A 16,985-nucleotide genomic window follows, 5' to 3' on the forward strand; every position below is an offset into this window, starting at 1 on the left:
CCTGCATGCCCGAGCGTGCCGCCGCGATGCCCAACGTCCTCGTCATCGACAACTACGATTCCTTCACCTGGAATCTCGTGCACCTGATCGGTCCGCTCTGCGGGACCGTCGATGTCGTGCGCAACGACGCGCTCACGATCCCCGACATCCGCGCCAGGGCGCCGGACGCGATCGTGCTGTCGCCCGGGCCATGCACGCCCACGGAGGCGGGTATCTGCCTCGACGTGGTCCGTGATCTGTCCGAGGAGATCCCGATTTTCGGCGTGTGCCTGGGTCTCCAGGCCATCGGACAAGCGTTCGGCGGCGATGTCGTGCGGGCGCCCCTGCCGCTCCACGGCAAGGTATCGACGATCCGGCACGGAGCCCGCGGCCTGTTCCGCGGCCTGAACGACAGCTTCGAGGCGACCCGCTACCACTCCCTCGTGGTCGATCGTGCGACCTGCCCGGCCGCGTTGCGGGTCACCGCGGAGGCGGACGGCCTGATCATGGGGCTCGAGCATGCCGAGCGTCCGCTCCATGGCGTCCAGTTCCATCCCGAGAGCATCCGGTCGCAGCACGGCACGGAGATCGTGAAGAACTTCCTCGATCTTGCCACGGCCTGGAATACGGCGCGTGACAGGACGCGTGCCGACGTGCATTGACGCCGGGAGGCCGGGGCGGCCCTCCGTCAGAAGCCATGGATCGTTTCAGACCCCATCTCGCGAAGGTCGCCGGGGGCCTCGCCCTCGACCGTGCCGAGGCCCGTGCCGCCTTCGACGACCTGTTGTCGGGCGAGGTGACGCCGGTCCAGGCCGGCGCCTTCCTCACCGCCCTCAAGGTGCGCGGCGAGACCGTCGACGAGATCGTCGGCGCCGCCGAGGCCATGCGGCAACGCATGACGCGCGTCGCGGCGCCCGCGAACGCCATCGACGTCGTCGGCACCGGCGGCGACCATTCCGGCAGCGTCAACGTCTCGACGCTGGCCGCCATCCTGGTGGCCGCTTGCGGCGTGCCGGTGGCCAAGCACGGCAACCGCGCCGCGACCTCCCGGTCGGGCGCGGCCGACGTGCTCGCGGCTTTGGGCGTCCGTCTGGGCCTCGATCCGGCCGGGCAGGTGCGCTGCCTCGACGAGGCCGGTCTCTGCTTCCTGTTCGCCCAGGCCCATCACCCGGCGATGCGACACGTGGCGGCGGTTCGCTCCGAACTGCCTGTCCGGACGATCTTCAATTTGCTGGGCCCGCTCAGCAACCCGGCCGGCGTCGGCTATCAGCTCTTCGGCGTCGCCCAGGAGGCGCTGGCCGAGCCGCTGACGCGCGTCCTTTCGGAACTCGGCAGCCGCCGGGTCTGGACCGTCCACGGGTCCGACGGGCTCGACGAGATCACCGTCACGGGTCCGACGCGGGTGGTGGCCCTCGATCACGGCAGGCTGTCTCGCTTCACCATCGACCCGCGGGAATTCGGGCTGGCGCTGCGCGCGCCCGAGGAACTGCGCGGCGGCGATCCGGCCGACAATGCCCGGGCGCTCGAGGCCGTCCTGGCCGGCGCCCAGAACGCCTACCGGGATATCGCGGTTCTCAATGCGGGGGCGGCCCTCGTCGTCGCGGGTGCCGCGCAGGCCCTGGCGGACGGCGTCGCGCGGGCGCAGGATGCCGTCGATTCCGGGGCGGCCCGGGCGACGCTCGCCCGCCTTGTCCGGGCTTCGAACGACCACTCCAACGGGGAGGAGGGCCGATGAGCTCGCTGACGCACGACGCGACCCAGCAGACCGGCGCCGAGGCGCCGCCCGAGCGGCCGAACGTCCTCGCGCGGATCGAGGCCTACAAGCGCCGCGAGATCGCCGAAGCGAAGCTGCGCGTGCCGCTCGCCAAGCTGGAACGGCGGGTCGCGCAGGCGGAACCGGTGCGCGGTTTCGCGGCGGCGATCCGCGCCCACCTCGCCGAGGACCGCCCGGCGCTCATCGCCGAGGTGAAGAAGGCCTCGCCTTCCAAGGGTCTGATCCGCGCCGATTTCGATCCGGCCACCCTGGCCGCCGCCTACGAGGCCGGCGGCGCGACCTGCCTGTCGGTGCTCACCGACGAGCCCTCGTTCCAGGGCCGGCCCGAGTACCTGACGGCGGCGCGCGAAGCCTGCGGGCTTCCGGTGCTGCGCAAGGACTTCCTGTTCGAGCCCTATCAGGTCTACGAAGCGCGGGCCTGGGGCGCCGACTGCATTCTGGTCATCATGGCCTGCCTCGACGACGACGAGGCCGTGGCCCTGGTTGAGACGGCGAATCTCCTCGGCATGGATGTCCTGGTCGAGGTGCATGACGCGGCTGAGCTGATCCGGGCGATCCCCCTCGGTACGGCCCTGATCGGCATAAACAACCGCAATCTCAAGACCTTCGAGGTGTCGTTCGAGACCGCGATCGGGCTCGCGCCGGGCATACCGGCCGATCGCATCGCCGTGGCCGAGAGCGGGATCGGCGACCATGCCGACGTGGTGCGTCTCCGGGACAACGGCCTCGGCGTGGTGCTGGTCGGCGAGAGCCTGATGCGGCAGCCGGACGTCGCGAAGGCGGCCCGGACCCTGCTGTTCGGCGATGCGGAGACCAAGGGCGGCAAGCCGCGGAAGAAGGCTTAAGCGATGGAGCCGGGCTCGACGCTGACCCATCTCGACACCAGCGGCGCGGCCAACATGGTCGACGTCACCGACAAGCCCGCCACCGACCGGACCGCCCGGGCGGAAGGCCAGATCGTGATGAGGCCCGAGACCCTGGCGCTGATCCGCGAGGGCGACGCCAAGAAGGGGGACGTGATCGGCACGGCGCGACTCGCCGGCATCATGGCGGCCAAGCGCACCCACGAGTTGATCCCCCTCTGTCACCCGCTGCTGCTGTCGAAGGTCCGGGTCGAGTGTGAGCCCGACGCGGCGTTGCCGGGCCTGCGCATCGCCGCCGAAGTCCGGGTGCAGGGTCCGACGGGTGTCGAGATGGAGGCCCTCACCGCGGTCTCGGTGGCCTGCCTGACGGTCTACGACATGGTGAAAGCGGTCGATCGCGGCATGCGCATCGAGGGCATACGCCTCATCGCAAAGGACGGCGGTCGCTCGGGCGCGTATCGGGCCCCGCAGGAATGAGCGACCTGATCCCGGTCGCCGAGGCGCTGGCGCGCGTTCTCGCGAGCGTCGCCGGTCCGGTCGAACCCGAAACCGTGCTGCTGGCGCAGGCTGCCGGCCGGACGCTCGCCGCGGATGTCGGCGCCTCCCGCACACAGCCGCCGTTCCCGGCCTCGGCCATGGACGGCTACGCCGTGCGCAGCGCCGACGCCTCAGAGGTGGGGGCATCCCTGCGGATGATCGGCACCAGTGCGGCCGGACACGGCTTCTCGGGACGCATCGGCGCAGGCGAGACGGTGCGGATCTTTACCGGCGCGCCGGTTCCGGACGGTGCGGACGCGATCCTGATCCAGGAGAATGCGTCCGCGGAGGATGGGACGGTGCGCGTCCTCGAGCCGGTCGAGCCGATGCGGTTCATCCGTCGGGCGGGCCTCGATTTCACCGCGGGCGAAACCCTGATCCCGGCCGGCATGAGCCTCGACGCCCGGCGCTTGGCGCTGGCCGCGGCGGCTGGCCATCCGCGCCTCTCCGTGCGGCGGAGGCCGCGGGTTGCGATCCTCGCCACCGGTGATGAGTTGGTGGAGCCCGGGGCGACGCCCGGCTGGGACCAGATCGTCGCTTCGAACAGCCTCGCGCTGGCGGCCCTCGCGGCGGAGGCGGGTGCCGACATCATCGATCTCGGAATCGCGGCCGACGACCACGCCGCCCTGGCGGATGCGTTCCGTCGGGCCCGCGAGGCGCGGGCCGACCTGCTCATCACCCTCGGGGGCGCCTCCGTCGGCGACCACGATCTGGTTCAGAGCGCGCTCGCCAAGGAGGGACTGGAACTCGGGTTCTGGCGGGTCGCCCTCCGGCCGGGCAAGCCGCTGATGCACGGCCGCCTCGGCGACATGCTGGTGATCGGATTGCCGGGCAATCCGGTCTCGTCGATCGTCTGCGGGCTGCTGTTCGTGGTTCCGGCCATCCGTGCGCTCCAGGGGGATCCGCAGGCGGGCGCCGACCGCAGCGAGCCGGCGAGGCTCGGCCGCGACCTTTCGGCGAATGACGGCCGCGCCGACTACATGCGCGCGAGCCTCACCGTGGAACCTGGCCAGCTGCCCATCGCGACCGCCGAGCAGCGCCAGGATTCCTCCATGCTGGGCGTTCTCGGACGCTCTGAGGCCTTGCTCATCCGCGCGCCGCACGCGCCGGCCGCGACCGCCGGCGATCTTTGCCGGATCATCCGTCTCGATCGTCGCCTGTTCTGACGCTCAGGGCATCACGCGCCACGCCTTGAGAGGGCCGGGCAGGTCCAGCGGCATCAGGCGGGCGCTCCGGACGCTGCCCTGGGCGAGTCGCGTGGCGAAGGCCGTCTCGGCCTGAAGATCGTCGGCCGGCCGGGCCGGGCAGGCGACGAGGTATTGAACGCCGAACTCCGTCAGCACCCGGTCGAGGTCGGCCTCGGTACCGCCCAGCCCTTCGATTGCGGCCGTGAGTCCGGGAATCGCCCGGTGATACGGCGCGGCCACGATCTTATGCGGTGTCCGCAACAGGATCGACGGTCCCAGGACGATCGGCGCCAGCACGGTGCCCTCCGGCAGGGCCGCGAGAGGGCTTACGGCGGCATCGCTGAGGCAGGCTGTGACCTCGGCCGCATCCGGCGCGGTGCGCAGGTCCGGCGCCAACGCTCCGAACAGGAGCGCCGGGATCATCCAGAGGCAACTGATCATTCCGGCGCCGAGGAGCGCGATCTGCCAGCGCCGGCCATCGGCAGGCGGGCCTGCGGCGCGCGCCAGCGCCCGATCGAGGATGATGCCCGCCACCAGCGGCACGAAGCCGGAGGCGATGTAGAGGCCGCGGAACTGAATGATGCCGAGGATCAGCCCGGGCCACAGGAATAGCGCCATCACCGACCAAGCCCGACGCTCGGGCCCGCGCCAGGCCATTCCGGTTGCGGTGAAGGTCGCGAGGATCACGACGGGATAGAAGACCAGCGCCTCCCACTGGCCGCGCGCCACGAATTTCGTCAGTGGCGCCATCTCGTTGACGGTCAGCAGCCAATGGATCCGCACGAGAGGCGGCATGTCCGGGAAGGGGCCGCCGAGGCAGGCCGGGAAGGCGGCGACGAACCCGACCAGAAGGACGCATCCGGCCAAGCCTGCGAGGGCGAGCCGGGCGCGGATCGTCGCCATGCGCTCTCCCGCGACGGCGACTCCGGTGGCGAAGACGAGGCCGCCCACGGTCAGCCAGAGCCACGGTGGCGAGAGCGCGTCGCAATGCGAGACACCCCAGAGGGAAGGCGCTGTCTGCACGGCGAACAATGCGGGCGCGGCGGCCCCGAGCCCGAGGCCAAAGCCCGCCAGCGGGGCCCGGGCGGGCGCTCCGCGCAGGCACCAGTCGCCCGTGAGATACAGGGCGGCCAGCGCCACGAAGGGCAGCCCCTCAAGCCCGATCGCCAGGGAGACGGCGGCCAGAATCCCACCGATCACGCCCCGCTTCAGATCGCCGCCGATCATGCAGAAGGCGAGGCCGAGGATCGCGATGATCTGCAGATTGTGATGATCGACCCGGCCTGCCTGGAACTGGATCGTGACACCGAAGGTCTGCGTCGCCGCCACCAGGGCCAGGAGCGCGGCCCGGCTCCCGAAGCTGTGCCGGACGCCGCGATACAGAACCCAGCCGTAGAGCCCGAACAGCACCATGGGCCAGAAGGCGGCTGTGAGGCCTTCCGCCAGCGCGCGACCTGTCAGGGGCGTGAGTCCCAGGATCATCGCCGCGATGGGTGCGTCCACGAGGCGTGACCAGTGGCTGGGCGTGCCGGCCGGGGCCAGGAACCGGTACTGGACGTTGTCGAACCAGCCCTGTCCGGCCAGCAGGTCGCGGACTTCCACGAGGCGCATGGCGTCGTCGGTATCCGGAACCCGCAGGTGCCGGATCGTCTCCCACACCGCGTGGGGCGCGTTCATCGTCGCGATGCAGAGGGCGGCGAGTACCCACAGGAGCGTGCGGGTCTCGATCCGCCGGCGCGGTCGGGAGGGCAGGGGCGCCGGAGCCGGCATGGTTGGATCACCCGGGCGGGCGGTCGATGCCCTCGCCGTCATGCTGGCGCGGTTCGGCTTAACGCGCGGTCAAGGGACATCGGCGGCGCGTTCCCGCCGCCGCGCCAGCGATTCCTTAACCACGACCCGGCATCCTGCCGTCCGGTCGGCGTCCTGCGCGTCGCGCGCCGCACCAATCGCCGGAGCATGGGATGAGCCACCACACCGAGACGCTGGTGATCGGCGCGGGGCCCGCGGGTCTGACCGCCGCCTACCTGCTGTCGAAGAAGGGGCGCTCCGTCACCGTCCTGGAGCGGGATCCGGCGCAGGTCGGCGGGATCTCGCGAACCGTTTCCCACAACGGCTACCTGTTCGATATCGGCGGCCACCGCTTCTTCTCGAAGTCGCAGGCCGTGGTCGATCTCTGGGACGAGATCCTTCCCAACGACTTCATCGAGCGGCCGCGCCTGTCCCGGATCTACTATCGCGGCCGGTACTACGCCTACCCGCTCAAGGCCTTCGAGGCGCTCCGCAACCTCGGCGTCTTCACCAGTGCGGCCTGCGTCGCCTCCTACCTCTATGCCCGCCTGCGGCCGATCGAGGAGCCGAAGACCTTCCACGCCTGGGTGCGCAACCAGTTCGGCGAGCGCCTGTTCGCGATCTTCTTCAAGACCTACACCGAGAAGGTGTGGGGCATGTCCTGCGACGCGATCTCGGCCGACTGGGCGGCGCAGCGCATCAAGGGGCTCGACCTCGGCGCGGCGATCCGCGACGGCATCAAGCGCTCCCTGGGCCTGCGCAAGCGGGCCCCGGCCGGCGGTCCCGTCATCAAGACGCTGATCGAGTCGTTCCGCTATCCGCGCCGGGGACCCGGCATGATGTGGGAGGCCGCCGCCGCCAAGATCGAGGCCCAGGGCGGCCACCTGCGCCTCGACCGCAGCGTCGATTCCCTCAGCTACGATGCCGGGACCGGCATCTGGACGGTGGCGGCCCGCCGCGCCGACGGCAGCCGCGAGACCTTCACGGCCCGCAACGTCATCTCGTCCGCGCCGGTCCGTGAGCTGGTCGACGCGATCCGCCCGCGGCCGCTCAGCACCTTCAACGCCCGGGCGCTGAAGTACCGCGATTTCCTGACGGTGGCGCTCATCGCCAAGTCCGACAAGAACTTCCCGGACAACTGGATCTACATCCACGACCCGTCGGTGAAGGTCGGCCGGGTGCAGAATTTCCGCTCGTGGTCCCCCGAGATGGTGCCGGACGCGGACCATACCTGCCTGGGCCTCGAATATTTCTGCTTCGAGGGCGACGGCCTCTGGAACGCCGACGATGCCGAGCTGGTGGAGCTCGCCAAGCGCGAGATCGGTCAGATCGGCCTGATCGACCCGGCCGACGTGGTCGATGCCTGCGTGGTCCGCCAGCCGAAGGCCTACCCGGTCTACGACGAGGAATATGCCGGCCACGTCGTCACCGTGCGGCGGGAGCTGGAGCGGGATTTCCCGACCCTGCACCTCGTCGGCCGCAACGGCATGCACAAGTACAACAACCAGGACCACGCGATGATGACCGCGATGCTGACCGTGGAGAACATCCTCTGCGGCCGGCGGCGGCACGACGTCTGGCGGGTCAACGAGGACGCCGAGTACACGGAGGCCGGCGTGTCGGGGGCCGAGGCGGCGCTGGGCAGCGAGCGTCTCGTGCCGCGCAAGGTCGCCTGACGCGCAACAGCACCGGGCCCGCGTCACCGACGCGGCTTGCCGGTCTCTCCCGCGCCCCTATCGTTCCCTTCCGGTAATGCCCTGAACCGAGGGCCGCCGGGAGGATTTGTTTCGATGCGATCTCTGCTTCTCGCCGCGCTCGTCGCGGGCGTGGCCATGCCGGCGGCGGTTCTGCCCGCCCTGTCGCAGGGCGCCGCCCCTGCCGAGACCAAGGCCAAGACCGACGATCTGGAGAAGCTCGAGGGCTTCCACAGCACGGACACGCAGGCCGCCGCCGAAATCCCGCAGACCGGCCGGCGCGCCGACGCGATCCGCAAGAACCTGTCGAAGATCAAGCTGCCGGACGGCTTCAAGATCGATCTCTATGCCGTGGTGCCGGATGCCCGCGCCATCGCGGTCGGCCCGAATGCCGGGGTGCTGTTCGTCGGCACGCGCAAGAGCAAGATCTTCACGGTCACCGACCGCGACAAGGACCGGGTCGCCGACGAGGTCCGGCCCTTCGCGCCGGGCATCGCGTTCAAGATCCCCAACGGCGTCTGCTTCTCGAAGGACGGCGTGCTCACCGTGGTGGAGCAGAACCGCGTCCTGGCCTTCCCGGCCGCCGAGTTCTTCTACGAGAATCCGGACGTCGCCGCCGGCGTGCTGGTCAAGCAGGGCGCGCTGATCCCGGCCTCCGAGGAGAGCTTCAACCACACCGCCCGGGTCTGCCGGGTCGGGCCGGACGGCAAGACCTACATCGCGCTGGGCCAGCCCTACAACGTGCCGCCGCCCGAGAAGATGGATCTCTACAAGAAGACCGGCATCGGCGGCATCATCCGCATCGATGCCGACGGCAAGAACCGCGAGGTCTACGCCACCGGCATCCGCAACTCGGTGGGGATGGACTTCAACACCGACAAGTCCCTCTGGTTCACCGACAACCAAGTGGACGGCATGGGCGACGACAAGCCGCCGGGCGAACTCAACCGCGCCACCAAGGCCGGCGAGAATTTCGGGTTCCCGTGGTTCGGCGGCGGTGCGGTCCGCACGGTGGAGTACAAGGACCAGACCCCGCCGGCCGACGCCGTCGCGCCGCAGGCCGAGCTGCCGCCGCACGCGGCCGATCTCGGCATGACCTTCTACAACGGCAAGCAGTTCCCGGCCTCCTACAAGGGCGGGATCTTCATCGCCGAGCACGGGTCCTGGAACCGCACCGAGCCGGTGGGCGCCCGGGTGATGTTCGCCAAGCTCGGCGCCGACGGGAAGGTGGAATCGGTGAAGCCCTTCGCCGAGGGCTGGCTCACCGGCGACGGCGAGTATCTCGGCCGCCCGGTGGACGTGGCGGTGATGCTCGACGGCTCGCTGCTGGTCTCGGACGATTCCGCCGGGGCGATCTATCGGATCTCGTACGAGAAGTAGTGTCTTGTGACGGGGCGCCCCTCACCGAGAGGGACGCCCCGTCGCGAACGGGCGCGACGCACCCCCTCTCCCGGACGGGAGAGGGTTGGGATGAGGGGTGCGCCGTCTCCGGAAAGATCCGATCCCTCACCCTGTCCCTCTCCCGCACGGGAGAGGGGACCCGCGCCCCGTCCGGAAGCGCGGGTGCCAGTCTCCACCGGTCCGAGAGTTCGAGCCCGCCCCGATGATTCGCTTGCTTCTCCTCCTCGCCGCCACGCTCGTCCCGCTCTCGGCCGAGGCCGGCGACGCCGCTGCGGGCAAGAAGCGCGCGACCGCCTGCCAGACCTGCCACGGGATGGACGGGCTCTCGAAGCTGCCGGAGGCGCCGAACCTCGCGGGTCAGGTCGAGCCCTACCTCGTGAAGGCGCTCACCGAGTACCGCGACGGCAAGCGGCAGAACGAGATCATGAACGTGGTCGCGAAGGAGCTGTCGGACGCGGATATCGCCAATCTGGCGGCGTATTATGCGGGGATTCAGATCGACGTGCTGCCGCCGGGGTAGACGCTCTTTTTGCGCCCCGCATCGTCGCTGCGCTCGCAACGACGGAGAAGGCCGGTTCCGATTTCAGAATCGGCCATCACGTTCGAACGCACAAGCAAGATCGGCTCTCGCGTCTTCCTCGTGACAGATGACGGAAAGCGCCTCACCAACGCGGCGCCTCAATCGTCCATCTTCAGCGCCGCGATGAACGCTTCCTGCGGGATCTCGACGCGCCCGAACTGGCGCATCTTCTTCTTGCCTTCCTTCTGCTTGTCCAGAAGCTTGCGCTTGCGCGAGATGTCGCCGCCGTAGCACTTGGCGGTGACGTCCTTGGACAGAGCCTTGATCGTCTCGCGGGCGATGATCTTGCCGCCGATCGCCGCCTGGACGGGGATCTGGAACAGGTGGCGGGGAATCAGGTCCTTGAGCTTCTCGCACATGGCCCGGCCGCGCGATTCGGCGCGGGTGCGGTGGACCAGCATCGACAGGGCGTCCACCGGCTCGGCATTCACCAGGATCGACATCTTCACGAGATCGCCCTCGCGGTAATCCGAGACGTGGTAATCGAAGGAGGCATAGCCCTTCGAAATCGACTTCAGCCGGTCGTAGAAATCGAACACCACCTCGTTCAGCGGCAGGTCGTAGACCACCATGGCGCGCTTGCCGACGTAGTTGAGGTCGATCTGGACGCCCCGGCGGTCCTGGCAGAGCTTCAGAACGCCGCCGAGATACTCGTCGGGCGTCAGGATCGTGGCGCGGATCCAGGGCTCCTCGATCAATTCGATCTTCATGATGTCCGGCATGTCGGCCGGGTTGTGGAGTTCCTTCACCTCCCCGTCGCGCATCTTGAGGCGGTAGACCACCGAGGGCGCGGTCGAGATCAGGTCGAGGTTGAACTCGCGCTCAAGCCGCTCCTGGATGATCTCCAGGTGCAGGAGCCCGAGGAAGCCGCAGCGGAACCCGAAGCCGAGGGCGGCCGAAGACTCCATCTCGTAGGAGAAGGAGGCGTCGTTGAGCCGCAGCCGGCCCATGGCCGAGCGGAGGTTCTCGAACTCGGCCGCGTCCACCGGGAACAGGCCGCAGAACACCACCGCCTGGACTTCCTTGAAGCCCGGCAGCATCTCGGTGGTCTGGCGCTTGTCCTCGGTGATGGTGTCGCCGACGCGGGTGTCGGCCACTTCCTTGATCGAGCCGGTGAAGAAGCCGACCTCGCCCGGGCCGAGGGCGTCGATATCGGCCATCTTCGGCCGGAACACGCCGATCCGGTCGACGCCGTAGACCGCGTCGGCACCCATCATGCGGATGGTCATGCCCTTCTTGAGGGTGCCGTCGATGATCCGCACCAGCACGACGACGCCGAGATAGGCGTCGTACCAGCTGTCCACGAGGAGCGCCTTCAGCGGCGCGTCGCTCTTGCCCTTCGGCGGCGGCAGGCGGGTGACGATCGCCTCCAGCACCGCCTCGATGTTCAGCCCGGTCTTGGCCGAGATCGGCACCGCGTCGGAGGCATCGAGGCCGATCACCTCCTCGATCTGCTCCTTCACCCGGTCCGGCTCGGCCGCCGGCAGGTCGACCTTGTTGAGGACGGGCACGATCTCGTGGTTGGCGTCGAGCGCCTGATAGACGTTGGCGAGGGTCTGCGCCTCCACGCCCTGCGAGGCGTCGACCACGAGGAGGGACCCCTCGCAGGCGGCAAGCGAGCGCGACACCTCGTAGGCGAAGTCCACGTGGCCGGGCGTGTCCATCAGGTTCAGGACGTAATCCTTGCCGTCCTGCGCCTTGTATTCCAGGCGCACGGTCTGCGCCTTGATGGTGATGCCGCGCTCCTTCTCGATATCCATCGAGTCGAGCATCTGCTCGCTCATGTCGCGGAGCGCGACGGTGCCGGTGGCCTGGATCAGCCGGTCGGCCAAGGTCGATTTGCCGTGGTCGATATGTGCGACGATCGAGAAATTGCGGATGGATTCGATCGGGGCTGTCATCGGCATTCCGTTCGGGCGCACGCCGGCGCGCACCCTCTGACGTCGGGACGTATTCGAGAAGATCGGCTCCCGCGCGAGATAGCAGCGCCGCGGGAAGGCGCCAAGCGCGGCCTAAGCGCCTGAGGACTGGCGCCGTCGCGATGAGGGTCCCGTCCCGTCATTCCAGGCGGGCGCAGAAGGGCCCGAATACCGGAACCGCACCGGCTGGCGCCCTCGGATCCCGCCGGGTGTCCCGGTCGCGGGCTGCGCGTCGCGGTCCCGGAATGACGGAGGGCATGGACCCGGTCGTCCGATCCGCGGACAAACGACGGGGGCCGGAACGTGCCGGCCCCCGGGTGAACGACGGGACTGTCGCCGACGATCGTCCGTCCGATCAGCGACCGCGGTCGCGGATCAGGCGCTCGATCTCGGCCTCGCCATGGGAGCGCGCCTTGGCCTCGGTCGGATGTTTCCGGTCCGAGCGCTGGTGCAGCTTGCCGTGCTTGCGGATGCTCCACTGGAACAGGGAGCCGCTCTCGCCGACCGGCTCCACATCGAGGCTGAAGGGGTAGGTATCAGTCTGGGTATCGCTCATCGCCCCGATATGGGGCACGCAGCGACTTTTCGCCATGCCTGATCGTGAAGTCCTTGCGCGTTCACGCGTCCGCACCGGTCGCGCGCGCCCGCGCGGCCATGGCAACGAGACTTTTGCGCAGCGCACCCATGTCGGTGACGCGCTCCGGATAGGGGGCCCGGACGGTGCGATCGCCCGCCATCAGGTCCATGCCCTCGGGGTCGAGGCCGGTGAGCCGCCAGGGCAGCCCGGCCTCGCCGCCCGCGCCCGCGGCGTAGAGCGCCAACGCGTCCGCATGGTCGGCGTTCATATGCTCCACGGCGCCGCGCTCGCCGGCCACGATCGGCTGCGCGTCCGAGAGATCGAGGAGGAGCTGGTCCCGGGTCAGCGTCGCGGCCTTGGCGAAGCCGCCGTTGAGATGGCCGGCGTCCGGCGCGAGGGCGAAGAAGCCGAAATCGGGGAAATCGGCGTAGAGCTTGGCCTTCGGGTGGCGGGCCAGGAACCGCTCGCGCGCCCGCGCCTCAGTTGTCTGGACGGCGCGGCCGACCACCGTCAGCCGGGGATGGGCGAGGGGATCGCCCTTGCCGCCCTGCGCGAACAGCAGTGAGCAGCGCGGCTCGGCGAGCAGGTTGCGGGTATGGGCCGACAGCCGCGACAGCAGCATCAGCGGCGTGCCGTCCATGTCGGTGGCGATGGTGACGAGGGACGCGAAGGGCGTGCCGTCCGGATCCAAGGTCGCGAGGGCACCCGAACGGATGCTGCGCAGGAGCATCCGCGACAGGCCGATCGCGTCGAACGGCGCCGCTTCGGCGGGCAGCGGACGGGCCGGTCCGCCGGGACCCGGACCCGTGTCCATCGTCTCGCCCATCCGCGATTCCTCCCCGGTCCGAATTGCCGCCGCATTCCGCCGCCATGTTAGCGATCTGCCGCAGCGCGCGCGAGGCGTCTGAACCGCGTCAGATGGGCCGCGGCGTGCCGCTGTTACGGCCAAGCTATGACCGCCGCTCGCTTTTTCCGATCGGTCGTACTAAAGCACCTGTCCCTTTGCGTGTGCCGGGCTGCGCCGAAACTGCCCGGTTCGCGTTTTCGTCTGCCCCTCGTGGGCCGGGATGCGGCGCGGCCTGTGCGTAGAGCCGGGACTGCGCCTGAGCCCGTTCAGTCAGGGACCGCGCATGCCGACCATCGCCCTCGTCGACGACGACCGGAACATCCTCACCTCTGTGTCGATCGCGCTGGAGACCGAAGGTTACCGCATCCAGACCTACACGGACGGCGCCTCCGCCCTGGACGGTCTGCGCCATTCGCCGCCCGATCTCGCGATCTTCGACATCAAGATGCCGCGCATGGACGGGATGGAGCTTCTCCGACGCCTGCGGCAGAAATCCGACCTTCCCGTGATCTTCCTGACCTCGAAGGACGAGGAGATCGACGAGCTGTTCGGCCTCAAGATGGGCGCGGACGACTTCATCCATAAGCCGTTCTCGCAGCGGCTCCTCGTGGAGCGGGTCAAGGCGGTGCTCCGGCGCTTCGCCAAGGAGGCCCCCGGCAGCGCGCCCCGGGGCGAGGCCGAGGTGGCGGCCCGGTCGCTGGAGCGCGGCGCGCTGATGATGGATCCCGAGCGCCACACCTGCACGTGGAAGGGCGAGCCGGTGACCCTGACAGTCACGGAGTTCCTGATTCTGCAGGCGCTCGCGCAGCGCCCCGGCGTGGTGAAGAGCCGCAACGCCCTGATGGACGCGGCCTACGACGATCAGGTCTATGTCGATGACCGGACCATCGACAGCCACATCAAGCGGCTGCGCAAGAAGTTCAAGGTTACCGACCAGAGCTTCGACATGATCGAGACGCTCTACGGCGTCGGCTACCGCTTCAAGGAGGCGTGATCTCCAGGATCCGCCCCGTGACCGCCCGGACCACCCAGCCCCAGACCGAGGATGCCCCGCCCCGCGCCTCCCTGGCCCAGATTCTGTCCCGACCGCTCGGCCTGCCCCGCGCCGTGTGGGACGCAATCGGCCAGCGCGCCTCGTCGAGCCTGACGCGCCGCATCGTCGTCCTCAACCTCGTCGGGCTGATCGCGCTGCTCGTCGGGTTCCTCTACCTGAACCAGTTCCGCCAGGGCCTGATCCAGGCCCGGATCCAGAGCCTCGCCATCCAGGGCGAGATCATCGCGGGGGCGATCGCCGCCTCGGCCTCGGTGGACACCGACACGATCCGCATCGATCCCGACAAGCTGCTCCAGCAGCAGGCCGGCGAGGCGGCGGAGGAGGAATCGCAGCCGCTCGCCTTCTCGCTCAACCCCGAGAAAGTGGCGCCGCTCCTGTCGCGCCTCGTGACGCCGACGGGCAACCGCGCTCGGGTCTACGATCAGGAGGGCGGCCTCCTGTTCGACACCCGCACCCTGTTCAAGCGCGGCGACGCCAGCCGGCCCGATCCGCTGGAGCCCAAGCCCCACAAGCCCGGGATGCTCGAATCCGCCTTCGAGACGATCCAGGCGAAGCTCGGCGGCCTGTTCCGCAGCCGGACCGAGACCGCCGAGGAGACCGGGCCGGTGAACGGCCACTCCCTCCGGGAGGTCCAGGCGGCGCTCGGCGGCAACCGCGGCAGCCTCGTGCGCCGCAACAAGCTCGGCGAGACCACCGTGTCGGTGGCCGTGCCGATCCACCGGGCCGGCTCCGTCCGCGGCGCCCTGCTGATCTCGACCCAGGGCGATGCCATCGACCGGGTCATCGCCTCGGAGCGGTTCGGTCTGCTCCAGGTCTTCCTCGTCGCCTCGGCGGTGATGGTGGTGCTGTCGTTCCTGCTGGCCGGCGCCATCGCGGGGCCGGTGCGCCGCCTTGCCGAGGCCGCCGAGAAGGTCCGGATGGGCATCAAGACCCGCGAGGAAATCCCCGATTTCACCGAGCGGACCGACGAGATCGGCCATCTGTCCGGCGCCCTACGCGACATGACCCAGGCGCTCTACCGGCGGATCGACGCCATCGAGAGCTTCGCGGCCGATGTCAGCCATGAGCTGAAAAATCCGCTCACGTCGCTGCGCAGCGCGGTGGAAACCCTGCCCCTCGCCAAGACCGACGAATCCCGCGGCCGCCTGATGGCGATCATCCAGCACGACGTGAAGCGCCTCGACCGGCTGATCAGCGACATCGCGGACGCCTCGCGGCTCGATGCGGAACTCGCGCGCGCCGAAGCCCGGCGCGTGGATCTCCGGCGGCTTCTCACCACCGTCGTCTCCGTGGCCAACGAGCGGCGGCGCCCGAAGGACTGCCTGATCCAGCTCGACGTCGAATCGATCGGATCGGAGCAGGACGCGCCGTTCACGATCATCGGCCACGACAGCCGGCTCGGCCAGGTGGTCAACAACCTCCTCGACAACGCTCGGTCGTTCTCGCCGAGCGACGCGAAGGTCCGGGTGGTGCTGCGCCGGGTCCGCGGTGAGGTGGAGATGATCTGCGAGGACGAGGGTCCGGGCATCCCGGAGCACGCCCTGGAGCGGATCTTCGAGCGCTTCTACACCGACCGGCCCGAGCAGGGCTTCGGCCAGAATTCAGGGCTCGGCCTGTCCATTTCCCGCCAGATCGTCCAGGCCCATCGCGGCACGATCCGCGCCGAGAACCGGCCCGGCGCCCCGGATGAGGATGGCGAGCCCACCGTGCGCGGCGCCCGCTTCGTGGTCCGCCTGCCGGCGGCCCCGCGGCAACTCCACGCCTGATGCTCACCCTTCACGGCGCCTGTATCGCGCTGTGCGAGACCGGGATCCTGATTCGCGGCCCGTCGGGCGCCGGCAAATCCAGTCTCGCGCTCCTGCTCGCCGCCGCGGCCGACGGGGCCTTCGTGGCCGACGACCGCGTCGTCTGCACGGTGCGCGAAGGGCGACTCGTGGCCTGTCCCCATCCGAGCCTCGCCGGACGGGTCGAGATCCGGGGGCAGGGGATCCTGCCCGTGGCCGAGCTCGGCATCCCGTTCCGCCCGGATGTGGTTCTGGATCTTGCCGTCGATCTCGTGGAGACGGCACCGCGCCTGCCGGAGCCTCCCGAGGCGGCGGCGCTCCTCGGCCTGACCCTGCCGCGCCTCGTTCTCGACCGGGGCGTGCGCGCCGCCGGCCTCGCGCCGCTGCTCATCCGTGCGGCACTGCGAAAGCATCGGCCGTGACTTCGCAGCCGCACAGGCGGTTCGATTCGCCTAAGACTGGTATACCCCCATGGCGCAGCCGCTGCGGCCGTGGCATGATCGCGGAAATGTCCGGGCAAAAAAGTCGCGTTCGCCTTGTGGGGGGCTGTGCGATGCACAACATGGCGGCATTCACAGGACGTTGGAACACGTGTCGATGATTGGCATGGTGCTCGTAACTCACGGGCTACTGGCGACCGAGTTCAAGGCCGCTCTGGAGCACGTGGTCGGCCCGCAGGATCAGATCGAGACGATCACGATCGGGCCGGAAGACGATATGGAATTGCGACGGCGGGACATCATGTCCGCGGTCTGTCGGGTGAATACCGGTGAGGGCGTGGTCGTGCTCACCGACATGTTCGGCGGCACGCCGTCGAACCTCGCCCTGTCCTGCATGAACGGCGGCTCGGTGGAGGTCGTGGCGGGCATCAACCTGCCGATGCTGATCAAGCTGGCCAGCGTCCGCGACGAGGAGAAGCTCGGCGACGCCGTGCTTCACGCCCAGGAAGCGGGCCGCAAATACATCAACGTCGCCTCGCGGGTTCTGGCGGGGAAGTAGTC

General features: G+C 69.4%; 16 protein-coding genes. 12 read left to right on the top strand and 4 right to left on the bottom strand.

The genetic code is table 11. The features are described 5' to 3' along the window. Positions 1-26: 26 nt before the first annotated feature. The 5 genes from A3862_RS16750 to A3862_RS16770 are packed head-to-tail and all read left to right on the top strand — an operon-like array spanning position 27 to position 4,319. Positions 27-641 (top strand): anthranilate synthase component II, encoded by a 615-nt coding sequence (locus A3862_RS16750; protein WP_043761266.1) that lies wholly within the window; start codon positions 27-29, stop codon positions 639-641. Positions 642-676: 35 nt separating this feature from the next. Beyond that, positions 677-1,714 (top strand): anthranilate phosphoribosyltransferase, encoded by a 1,038-nt coding sequence (gene trpD / locus A3862_RS16755; RefSeq protein ID WP_043351643.1) that lies wholly within the window; start codon positions 677-679, stop codon positions 1,712-1,714. Next, complete coding sequence (gene trpC / locus A3862_RS16760) at positions 1,711-2,598, top strand: indole-3-glycerol phosphate synthase TrpC (protein ID WP_043758356.1); 888 nt, start codon at positions 1,711-1,713, stop codon at positions 2,596-2,598. The genes trpD and trpC overlap by 4 nt, the downstream gene beginning before the upstream one ends. A gap of 3 nt (positions 2,599-2,601) precedes the next feature. After that, positions 2,602-3,093, top strand: a complete 492-nt coding sequence (moaC, locus tag A3862_RS16765; RefSeq protein WP_043351646.1) for a cyclic pyranopterin monophosphate synthase MoaC — start codon at positions 2,602-2,604, stop codon at positions 3,091-3,093. Next, positions 3,090-4,319, top strand: a complete 1,230-nt coding sequence (locus tag A3862_RS16770) for a molybdopterin molybdotransferase MoeA (RefSeq protein WP_043758353.1) — start codon at positions 3,090-3,092, stop codon at positions 4,317-4,319. Before moaC ends, A3862_RS16770 begins: the two co-directional genes overlap by 4 nt. Positions 4,320-4,322: 3 nt before the next feature. Here the strand turns inward: A3862_RS16770 and A3862_RS16775 are convergent, their stop codons facing one another. Continuing rightward, positions 4,323-6,110 (bottom strand): hypothetical protein, encoded by a 1,788-nt coding sequence (locus A3862_RS16775; RefSeq protein WP_043758352.1) that lies wholly within the window; start codon positions 6,108-6,110, stop codon positions 4,323-4,325. Between the two features lie 191 nt (positions 6,111-6,301). Here A3862_RS16775 and A3862_RS16780 point away from each other — a divergent pair, with 191 nt between their 5' ends. The 3 genes from A3862_RS16780 to A3862_RS16795 all read left to right on the top strand — a co-directional run bounded on the left by A3862_RS16780 (position 6,302) and on the right by A3862_RS16795 (position 9,743). Beyond that, positions 6,302-7,804 (top strand): NAD(P)/FAD-dependent oxidoreductase, encoded by a 1,503-nt coding sequence (locus A3862_RS16780; RefSeq protein WP_043758350.1) that lies wholly within the window; start codon positions 6,302-6,304, stop codon positions 7,802-7,804. A gap of 114 nt (positions 7,805-7,918) precedes the next feature. Then, complete coding sequence (locus A3862_RS16785; RefSeq protein ID WP_043378511.1) at positions 7,919-9,202, top strand: PQQ-dependent sugar dehydrogenase; 1,284 nt, start codon at positions 7,919-7,921, stop codon at positions 9,200-9,202. 223 nt (positions 9,203-9,425) lie between these two features. Further along, the gene (locus A3862_RS16795) at positions 9,426-9,743 is read left to right on the top strand and encodes a c-type cytochrome (protein WP_043351655.1); all 318 of its coding nucleotides are present in this window, start codon (positions 9,426-9,428) and stop codon (positions 9,741-9,743) included. Between the two features lie 158 nt (positions 9,744-9,901). On the opposite strand, the gene lepA is transcribed toward A3862_RS16795, so the two are convergent. The 3 genes from lepA to A3862_RS16810 all read right to left on the bottom strand — a co-directional run bounded on the left by lepA (position 9,902) and on the right by A3862_RS16810 (position 13,125). Next, on the bottom strand, positions 9,902-11,704 hold the full coding sequence (lepA, locus tag A3862_RS16800; protein WP_043761264.1) for a translation elongation factor 4: 1,803 nt from the start codon (positions 11,702-11,704) through the stop codon (positions 9,902-9,904). 373 nt (positions 11,705-12,077) lie between these two features. Further along, entirely contained in the window at positions 12,078-12,314 is a 237-nt protein-coding gene (locus A3862_RS16805; RefSeq protein WP_236952957.1) for a hypothetical protein, read from the bottom strand. Positions 12,315-12,339: 25 nt separating this feature from the next. Beyond that, positions 12,340-13,125, bottom strand: coding sequence for a HugZ family pyridoxamine 5'-phosphate oxidase (locus tag A3862_RS16810; protein ID WP_052083633.1), 786 nt, complete (start codon positions 13,123-13,125; stop codon positions 12,340-12,342). A 304-nt stretch (positions 13,126-13,429) separates the two neighbouring features. On the opposite strand from A3862_RS16810, the gene A3862_RS16815 reads away from it, so the two are divergent. From A3862_RS16815 to A3862_RS16830, 4 genes are all read left to right on the top strand, one after another. Then, the gene (locus A3862_RS16815) at positions 13,430-14,140 is read left to right on the top strand and encodes a response regulator transcription factor (RefSeq protein ID WP_043378508.1); all 711 of its coding nucleotides are present in this window, start codon (positions 13,430-13,432) and stop codon (positions 14,138-14,140) included. Between the two features lie 71 nt (positions 14,141-14,211). Beyond that, the gene (locus tag A3862_RS16820) at positions 14,212-15,966 is read left to right on the top strand and encodes a sensor histidine kinase (protein ID WP_051975922.1); all 1,755 of its coding nucleotides are present in this window, start codon (positions 14,212-14,214) and stop codon (positions 15,964-15,966) included. Next, complete coding sequence (locus A3862_RS16825; protein ID WP_111473827.1) at positions 15,966-16,406, top strand: HPr kinase/phosphorylase; 441 nt, start codon at positions 15,966-15,968, stop codon at positions 16,404-16,406. Before A3862_RS16820 ends, A3862_RS16825 begins: the two co-directional genes overlap by 1 nt. 175 nt (positions 16,407-16,581) lie before the next feature. Further along, positions 16,582-16,983 (top strand): PTS sugar transporter subunit IIA, encoded by a 402-nt coding sequence (locus A3862_RS16830; RefSeq protein ID WP_043351658.1) that lies wholly within the window; start codon positions 16,582-16,584, stop codon positions 16,981-16,983. The last annotated feature ends 2 nt before the right edge of the window (positions 16,984-16,985 follow it).

The organism is Methylobacterium sp. XJLW, assembly GCF_003254375.1.
Classification (GTDB): Bacteria; Pseudomonadota; Alphaproteobacteria; order Rhizobiales; family Beijerinckiaceae; genus Methylobacterium; species Methylobacterium fujisawaense.

Bases quoted from the DNA above. Each gene is read 5' to 3' on its own strand.
- trpC (WP_043758356.1), top strand. From the start codon at position 1,711: ATGAGCTCGCTGACGCACGACGCGACCCAGCAGACCGGCGCCGAGGCG.
- A3862_RS16785 (WP_043378511.1), top strand. From the start codon at position 7,919: ATGCGATCTCTGCTTCTCGCCGCGCTCGTCGCGGGCGTGGCCATGCCG.
- A3862_RS16830 (WP_043351658.1), top strand. From the start codon at position 16,582: ATGATTGGCATGGTGCTCGTAACTCACGGGCTACTGGCGACCGAGTTC.
- moaC (WP_043351646.1), top strand. From the start codon at position 2,602: ATGGAGCCGGGCTCGACGCTGACCCATCTCGACACCAGCGGCGCGGCC.
- A3862_RS16805 (WP_236952957.1), bottom strand. From the start codon at position 12,314: ATGGCGAAAAGTCGCTGCGTGCCCCATATCGGGGCGATGAGCGATACC.
- A3862_RS16825 (WP_111473827.1), top strand. From the start codon at position 15,966: ATGCTCACCCTTCACGGCGCCTGTATCGCGCTGTGCGAGACCGGGATC.
- trpD (WP_043351643.1), top strand. From the start codon at position 677: ATGGATCGTTTCAGACCCCATCTCGCGAAGGTCGCCGGGGGCCTCGCC.
- A3862_RS16795 (WP_043351655.1), top strand. From the start codon at position 9,426: ATGATTCGCTTGCTTCTCCTCCTCGCCGCCACGCTCGTCCCGCTCTCG.
- A3862_RS16775 (WP_043758352.1), bottom strand. From the start codon at position 6,110: ATGCCGGCTCCGGCGCCCCTGCCCTCCCGACCGCGCCGGCGGATCGAG.
- A3862_RS16780 (WP_043758350.1), top strand. From the start codon at position 6,302: ATGAGCCACCACACCGAGACGCTGGTGATCGGCGCGGGGCCCGCGGGT.
- A3862_RS16810 (WP_052083633.1), bottom strand. From the start codon at position 13,125: ATGGGCGAGACGATGGACACGGGTCCGGGTCCCGGCGGACCGGCCCGT.
- lepA (WP_043761264.1), bottom strand. From the start codon at position 11,704: ATGACAGCCCCGATCGAATCCATCCGCAATTTCTCGATCGTCGCACAT.
- A3862_RS16750 (WP_043761266.1), top strand. From the start codon at position 27: ATGCCCAACGTCCTCGTCATCGACAACTACGATTCCTTCACCTGGAAT.
- A3862_RS16815 (WP_043378508.1), top strand. From the start codon at position 13,430: ATGCCGACCATCGCCCTCGTCGACGACGACCGGAACATCCTCACCTCT.
- A3862_RS16770 (WP_043758353.1), top strand. From the start codon at position 3,090: ATGAGCGACCTGATCCCGGTCGCCGAGGCGCTGGCGCGCGTTCTCGCG.